5 protein-coding genes are annotated in these 7,802 nt (G+C 68.8%); 3 read left to right on the top strand and 2 right to left on the bottom strand.

Annotated elements, in window-relative coordinates; genetic code table 11:
* Positions 1-1,380 (bottom strand): condensation domain-containing protein (locus FNQ90_RS00210; protein ID WP_323379700.1); only part of this gene is annotated, 1,380 nt, incomplete at its 3' end.
* Positions 1,381-1,415: 35 nt separating this feature from the next.
* On the bottom strand, positions 1,416-3,395 hold the full coding sequence (locus FNQ90_RS00205; protein ID WP_182604376.1) for an AMP-binding protein: 1,980 nt from the start codon (positions 3,393-3,395) through the stop codon (positions 1,416-1,418).
* Positions 3,396-3,749: 354 nt separating this feature from the next.
* On the opposite strand from FNQ90_RS00205, the gene FNQ90_RS00200 reads away from it, so the two are divergent.
* Genes FNQ90_RS00200 through FNQ90_RS00190 form a run of 3 tightly spaced genes read left to right on the top strand, consistent with a single transcriptional unit; the run spans position 3,750 to position 7,794 of the window.
* Complete coding sequence (locus tag FNQ90_RS00200; RefSeq protein ID WP_323379699.1) at positions 3,750-4,472, top strand: thioesterase II family protein; 723 nt, start codon at positions 3,750-3,752, stop codon at positions 4,470-4,472.
* On the top strand, positions 4,472-7,567 hold the full coding sequence (locus FNQ90_RS00195) for a condensation domain-containing protein (protein WP_182604374.1): 3,096 nt from the start codon (positions 4,472-4,474) through the stop codon (positions 7,565-7,567). The genes FNQ90_RS00200 and FNQ90_RS00195 overlap by 1 nt, the downstream gene beginning before the upstream one ends.
* A gap of 26 nt (positions 7,568-7,593) precedes the next feature.
* Positions 7,594-7,794 (top strand): MbtH family protein, encoded by a 201-nt coding sequence (locus tag FNQ90_RS00190; RefSeq protein ID WP_182604373.1) that lies wholly within the window; start codon positions 7,594-7,596, stop codon positions 7,792-7,794.
* Positions 7,795-7,802 lie beyond the last annotated feature (8 nt).

The raw sequence follows: 7,802 nt of genomic DNA, 5'->3' as shown, positions 1-7,802 counted from the left end.
AACCCCCACCGACGAAACCGACACACCCCCCAACCGCACACACTCACCCACCGACAACACCCCCACATCCCGCACCTCACAACTCGGATCGTCGGTGATCGCGGTCAGCGCGGCGAGGAAGCGGTCCGCCAGGAGAGAGGCCGTTTCGGCGGAGAAGAGGTCGGTGTCATAGCCGAGGAATCCCGTGATGCCGTCCTTGCTCTGCCAAAGATAAAGTTCGCAATCATTTCTGATGGTGGCCGGAGCCATTGCCAGCGGCCGCACGGAAAGATCCCCCAGTCGGATTCCCGGGATTTCCGGCTGGAGTACGAACAACACATCGAACAGAGACGCCCCGCTCCGACCGGCCTGCTCGACCACCGCTTCGAAGGGAACGTGGGAGCGGGTATAGGCATCCAGGCACGTATCCCGGATGGCGTGCAGCAGGTCCCGAAGCGTCCGCGCGGAGGTGGTGTCCGTGCGGAGCGCGAGCATGGTGGCGAGCGGTCCGATCGCCCCCGGGGCGCGATGGCGCTCCCGCATCGCCATCGGTGAACCGACGGTGATGTCGGAGTGACCTGCGGTGCGGGAAAGCGCCAGGTGGAGTGCCGACAGCAAGACCATGAAGGGCGTGACGTCCTCGCGGTGGGCCAGTCGCCGGACACGCCGCAGCAGGTCGGCGCCGATCGCCACATCCGCGTGCGCTGAACGAAATCGACGCGTTCCCGGCCGGGGACGGTCGGTGGGCAGGGAGAGCGGGGGGGCGCCCGCGAGCCGTTTGCGCCAGGTGGCCAGATCCTCCCGGCTCGGCGTGGCTTCCACCGGGGGAAGCGGGAAGGCCGGCGCCAGGGGCTGTCCGGCGTACCGGGTGCTCAGCTCATCGAGAAAGACGCCCAGAGACCAGCCGTCGGCCACGATGTGATGTGCCAGCACCTGCAGGCGCGAGGTGGTGTCACTCAGCTTCCATACGGTGACGCGCCACAGTGGACCGGTCCCGAGGTCCATGGGCTCGATCGCTCGGGCATTCGCCCGGGCCAGCGCTGTGCGCCGGCCGACGGACGCCTCCAGATGGGTCAGATCGACGACCGTCAGATCGGGGCGGGCCTCCGGATCGACCACGCACGCCGTGCGGTCGTGGGGCGGGAAAGTGGTACGCAATACGGCGTGTCTGAGGGCCAGCTCGTCCAGCACTGTGGAGAGCAGCGCGGTGTCGACGTGACCGGAAACCTCCGCTTCGAAGCGGAGTATGTTGGCCGCGGTACCGGGGTGGATCTCCTCGAAGAGCCGCAGGCCGAGTTGGACCGGATTCACCCCGGCCTCCGTGGGCCGGGGCTTTCCGGCGCGCCATCGGGCGAGGAGAGAGCGGCCGAGGTCGGCGGAAAATCGAGGGCTCTCGGACACGGGCAGGATCCTCCGTCTCGTCACCGTCGGTGGAGTCAGCCGCGGGGCTGGGGGAGCAGGTTCTTCACACGAGCCGCGGCGTCCGTGGGGCCCACGCCATCCTCCGACCATCGCCGGGACAAGCGCGCGGTCAGCTCCCTCGGCGACTGGGCTCGCAGTACTTCCTCCACCGGCACCGGAAGGGTGAGCGCGTCCTCGGCCACCGCGGCGATCTCGGCGGCTCGCAGGGAGTCGCCGCCGATGGCGGAGAGTGTGTCGTCGGGACCGCAGGAGGGAACCTTGCACACGGCCGCGAAAATCGAGGAGAAGAAGGAGGTGATCAGGCCGGCCTCCTCCTCCGTGGCCTCCGGCGATGCGACGGGGACGGGTTGTCCGGCGAGTTCACCCGCCAGGTAGCGGTGCCTCGCCAGCGAGTGCTGGATCTTCCCGCTCGTGGTGCGGGGAATGGTGCGCGGCGGGCAGAGCACCACCGTCTCGACGCGGGCTCCGGTGGCGTTGAGCACGCGGGCGCGGAGGTCCGCGGCGAGCCGTGCGGAAGCGTGCCCGCTCGGTGCCACCTCCACAGCGAGGATGATCTCCTCGTCCTCGCCACTGAACGCGGCAGCGGTCGGGCGTACTGCCGGGTTGTTCTCCACGGCGGCGGCGCAGAGATCATGGGCGTGATGGTTCACCCCGTTCTGAATGAGCACCTCCTTGCGCCGCCCCGTGACGGTCAGCCGACCATCGGCCAGTCGCCCCAAGTCCCCGGTGCGCAGATAGCGGGTGCCACCGAGGTGCCCGAAGTGCTCACTGTCGGAGGTTTCCCCGGCGTTCCAGTAGCCGCCGCTGATGCTGGGACCGCTGACCCAGATCTCTCCCTCGGTACCCTCCGGTACCGGCCCACCCGTGGCGGGTTCCACGAGCACCAGCTCGTGACCGTCGATCACCGGTCCGCAGTCCACCCGATCGTCCGGGCCGATGTCGTCATGTCCCCTCCAGTGACGTCCGGCGACGATGAGGGTCGCCTCCGCCAACCCGTAGCAGGGCAGAAACGCCTCCGCACGGAAGCCATGGGGAGCGAACCGGCGGGCAAACCGCGACATGGTGGCAGGCCGGATCGGTTCGGCACCGTTGAAGGCCAGGCGCCAGGTGCTCAAGTCGAGGTCGGAGAGGTCGACGTTGCCGGCCCGTCGCTCGCACAGGTCGTACGCGAAATTGGGTCCTCCGGTGTGCGTGACTCCCAGTTCACCGATCTGCCGCAGCCAGGCGAGTGGATTCTTCAGAAAGTGCACAGGGGACATCAGACGAACCGGGAATCCGCCGTGAACCGGGGTGAGAATGAATCCGATGAGCCCCATGTCGTGATAAGGGGGCAGCCAGGAGACGACCCGAGCCATTTCGTCCAGCTCGAACACCTGCGAAATCGCCGTGATATTGGCGAGGAGATTCCGGTGGGTCAGGAGGACGCCTTTCGGCTGACCGGTACTGCCGGACGTGTACTGGATGAGGGCGGTGTCCGTCGCGGCGGGAAGGGTGGCGAGGAGGGCCTCGGGGTCCGCCGCGTCGGGCGGGACGATCGGGCCGCCGCCCTCCTTCCCCGCGCTGGCGAGCGTCACCACCGGGGGCAAACTCTCCGCGCGGAGACCGGGGGTGAGCAGATCCAACACCATCGGGTCGGCGAGAATCGTGGTGGCGCGGGAGTCGTCGAGGATACGGGTGAACCGGTCGGCGATACGGTCGGTGGACCCGAAGATCGGTGGATAGGCGGGCACGGCGGGGGCCCCGGCGATGAAACAGGCCCAGACCGCGACAACGAAGTCCAGACCGGGCGGGTAGAGCAGCAGGACCGGCCCGGCGGGACCGTCCCCTGTACGCAGCGACGGCGCCACCCGGGCCGCTCGGTCCAGCAGTTCCCGGTAGGTGATGGTGTCCACTCGACCGTCATCGTGCAGGTATTCATAGGCTTGCCTGTCACCGCGGGACGCCGCGTGGGCGACAAGGGTGTGCACGAGGGTGGGACGAGCGGAGATCGACATCAGCGGGCTCCAATCCCTTGATCACTGAAAATCCGATGCCGCCCCGGCGTACCGGAACCGTGCGACGGGGGCGGTGGGTGACGGGAACAGTGCACCGCCGCGGTAATTAAAAAGGGCCCTCCTCTCATCCGACTCTCACTTCCTTATCGCTCACCTCTCAGATGAGAATGCGGCCGTTGACGGGCCCTCCCGTGCAACTGATAAGGATTGGGTGCCGCCCTGCGATCCAGTTGAAGAGCCTCATCCGGCGGCGTGGAGCCGGCACCTTCTCACGTCTAACGTTCGCCATCCCCGAGGGAGGTACGGGTGCGCCCGATCCGACCGAGTTCACGGTGGTTCAGATCATTCGGCGAGGTGAGCGATCCGGTCTGTCGGGTGGTGTGCTTCCCCCACGCCGGGGCGAGCTCGGCCATCTACCGGAACTGGCAGAGTCACACCACGACGCTGGATGTCACCGCTGTGCAACTGCCGGGACGGGAAGCTCGGCTCGGCGAGCCGCCCTTCACGGAGATGAGGTCGCTCGTCCCCGAGCTGGCGGCCGCGCTACGGCCTCTCACGACCAGGCGTTACGCCCTCTACGGTCACAGCATGGGCTCCCTGGTGGCGTTCGAGGTATTGCGCGCCCTGTGGACGGCGGGGCTGCCGCTGCCCACAGCGCTCTTCGTCTCGGGCCGGGACGCCCCGCAGTACGAGGACACCGAGCAGGTCCACCGGCTGCCGGACGGCGAACTGCTCGAGCAACTCCGGGCCTGGGAGGGGATGGAGCCGCAGGAGCTACCGCAGTACCACGAACTGGTCGGACTGATGCTCCCCACGATACGGGCGGACCTCACGCTGGCCGAGACGCATCCGTACACACCCGGTCCGCCCCTGCCCGTTCCCATCCGCGTGTTACGGGGCACGGCCGATCCGCTGGTGCGCCCCGGGGACGGCGGTTGGGCACGGCAGACCTCGGAGGACTGCCTCGTGCACGAGTTCCCAGGCGGTCACTTCTTCGTGCAGGACCACGAAAGCAGTGTCGTGGCTTTCATCGAGACGGCGATCGGCTCTTTACTGGCGAGGGGAGCACAAGCCTGATGAGCAGTTCCTCCTACATCGGCGGTGTCGGCAGCGGAGTCCCACGCGACTACGGCGACTACTTCATCCTGCCCGCGGCACCGGCCCAGCGAAGCCTGTGGTTCGTATGCCAACTCAATCCGGCGAGCAACGCCGCCTATAACATCAGCAGCGCCGTGCGGCTGACCGGTGACCTGGACGTGGTACTGCTCCAGCAGGCGGTCCACGAGGTGGTGGCTCGTCACGAGAGCCTGCGCACCGGTGTGGGGCTCGTGGACGGAGAACCCCACCAGCTCGTGCTGCCCGAGGCCCTGCTGCCGCTCCCGGTGGTGGACTGCACCGACCTGCCCGCTGCGGATGCGAGGGAAAGGGTGCAAGCCCTGGCCCGGGAGCAGGCGACGCTGCCGTTCGCCCTGGACGCCCCGCCCCTGCTCCGCCTGGTGCTGGTGAAGGAGGCCCCGCGATGCCACACCCTCATCATCACGATTCACCACCTGGTCAGTGACGGCTGGTCGATGGATGTGTTCTCCCGCGACCTCGCCGAGGCCTACGGTGCGCCGAGGGAAAACGGAGAGGCGGGACTCGCTGACCTTCCGGTGCAGTACGCCGACTACATCAGTTGGTTCCACGACCGGCTCAGCGGTGAGCGCATGGACCTGCTGCTCGCCCACTGGAAGAAGGCACTGGGCGGGACGGAGCCGTTGGAACTGCCGGTGGACCGGCCCCGCGAACTCAACCGGGGGGGCGACGGCGGGCGGCTGGAGGAACGGCTGGACGGATCGCTGACGGCCGAGGTGGACCGCCTGGCGAAACAGGTGGGGGGAACGCCGTTCATGGTGCTCCTGACCTGTTTCATGGTGGTACTGGCCCGGGTCACCGGGCAGGAGGACGTGGCCGTGGGCACTCCGGTGGCGGGACGGCACCACCCCGACGCCGAGCGTCTCATCGGCTTCTTCGCCAACACACTCGTGCTGCGTGCCCGGCTGCGCCCGGGGGAGAGTTTCGCCTCGGCGGCCGCTTCGGTCAAAAACTCCTGTCTGGGTGCGTTCTCCCATGACGAGATGCCCTTCGACAGGCTCGTGCAGGAGATGCGCCAGGCCCGCTCGCTCCACCGGAATCCGCTCTTCGACGTGATGTTCTCGATGTCCAACACGCCGACGGACGCCACGGAGCTGCCGGGGCTGACGATGACCCCCGTGGAGCTGACCACCACGGCTGCGAAATTCGATCTCTGGCTCACCGTCCTGCCAGACGGTGATGGGTTGCGTGTCCGGCTCGAGTACGACAAGGCGCTCTACGACCGGCGAACCGCAGCGCGTCTTCTGGAGCTGTACCGGCTGGTTCTGGCCGAGGCACTGCGGGCACCGGACACCCCGGTCGAGGCACTGCCCTCGTCCGCGGCGGGTGACGGCCGCACCGACCGGAGCCCGTCCGTCTCCCCCGCCGGTGGCCGCACCGTGCCGGAGCTTCTGGACGAACGCGGGGCGGATGACGTGGTCCTGTCCTCGGCCGACGCCGTGCTGACCCTGGGGGAACTCCGCGAATGGGCATCCGCCCTCACCCGGCGGCTGTCGGCGGAGGGCATCATCGGGCCGGGAGCCCGCATCACCACACCTCCGGTCCCCTCGGGTGGCCTGGTCGCCGTGATTCTGGCGGTTTTGCAGGTCGGCGGCGTGTTGGCGTACGGCCGCAGACATGACCTGACGGGCGCCTTCGTGCGGAAGGCCGAGGAGGAACCGGACGGTTGGCTGATCACCACCGGGCCGCGCTTCGATCCGGCCCCGGGGACGCCCGCCCCCGGGCCCGACCTCCCCGCTTGGCGAGCGTCCGGGATGCCCGCGAACGACGGTGCAACGGTGTCGCACGGTGCCCTCGCCGATGGGCTGACCGCCCTCGCGAACCGGCTCGCCGTGACCGCCGAGGACGATGTCATACTCCTCGGCGACGGGGGACCGCCATCGCCCGTGAACCTTCTGATGCCACTGGTCCATGCCCGAAGTCTCATGATCTCCGGTACAGGTCCGGCTCCGGGCGGTCCCCCCGGAGCCCTCGTGTTGGCGAGTCCTCCGACGTGGCGCCGTTCCCTGGCGGAGGGGTGGACACCGCCGCCCGCCGCCCGGCTGGTGTGCGTCGGTGAGGTCCTCCCGCCTGATCTGATCGAGATGTTGGCGCGTACCGGGCGTCAGGTATTTCTGGGGCGCCCCGGCCCGGCGCCCCTGGCGACACCGCTGGCGCTGTCCCCCTTGGACAACTGCCTCGGTGGACGCCTGGGACCGCCGTTGCCGGGTACCCAGCGCCTGCTGCTCGATGTCCACGGAAGGCCCGTCCCCGCGGGTGTGGTCGGCGAGCTGCACATGACGGATGCCGCGCACGGGCCCGTGCCGACCGGTCTGCTCGGGCGTCTCGCGGGAGATGGCGAGCCGGTCGTCGTGGGTCCTGCCGCCGGACGGTTGTTCGTGGGTGATCGCGCGGTGGTGACCTCGGCGGTGGAGCGGGTGCTGCGGGGGATCGAGGGTGTCCGGGAGGCGGTGGTGACATCCGACACCCACGGTCAGCTGATCGGGTGGCTCGTCCCGGAGGGCTCGGTACCGATGGGATCGGAACGCGAGCGGGAGGCGTTCGCCGCAGAGGTTCGCGGCCGGGCCCGGGCAGCTCTGCCCCGACACGAGGTGCCCGCCGTTCTCGGCGTCCTGGCAGAACTGCCGACGGCGGACGACGGGACGGTGGACCGCACAGCGCTGCCCCAGCCTCCGGAGCAACCGCAGCGGGACGTCGAGGAGGACATCCAGCCCGGCAACGACGTGGAGCGACGAGTCCTGGAACTCTTCCGCGACCTTCTGGGGCTCCCCCGGGTCGGCATGCACGCCGATTTCTTCGGCCTCGGAGGCCACTCACTGCTCGCCGCGAAACTGCTCAGCCGGGTGCGGGACGAGTTCGGCCTTCAGATTCCGGTGCGCGACTTCTTCCGCGCGCCGACCCCGACCGGGCTGGTGGCCGCCGTCCAGGAACAGCAGACCACCCACGATCGGGAGACCGGCGACGGCGGGGGGACCCTCGCCGAGCTGGCAGGCATGTCCGACGACGAGATCGACCAACTCCTGCGCCATCTGAACTGACCGTCCAACACGACGAGGAGCACGTCATGGGTATCGACGACGCCGACACCGTCTTCCAGGTCGTTATCAACGAGCAGGACCAGTACTCCATCTGGTTCGCCGACCGGTCGGTGCCAGTCGGATGGACCGCCACCGGTCCGACGGGAACCAAGCAGGAATGCCTGAAGCACATCGAGAGGGTCTGGACCGACATGCGTCCCCGCTCGGTCCGCGAACGCTCTGCTTGAGCCCACCC

The sequence above is a fragment of the Streptomyces alkaliphilus genome (assembly GCF_014141535.1).
GTDB classification, from domain to species: domain Bacteria; phylum Actinomycetota; class Actinomycetes; order Streptomycetales; family Streptomycetaceae; genus Streptomyces; species Streptomyces alkaliphilus.
The sequence above is the reverse complement of the archived record's forward strand: the minus strand, read 5'-3'. Positions and strand labels throughout refer to the sequence as shown.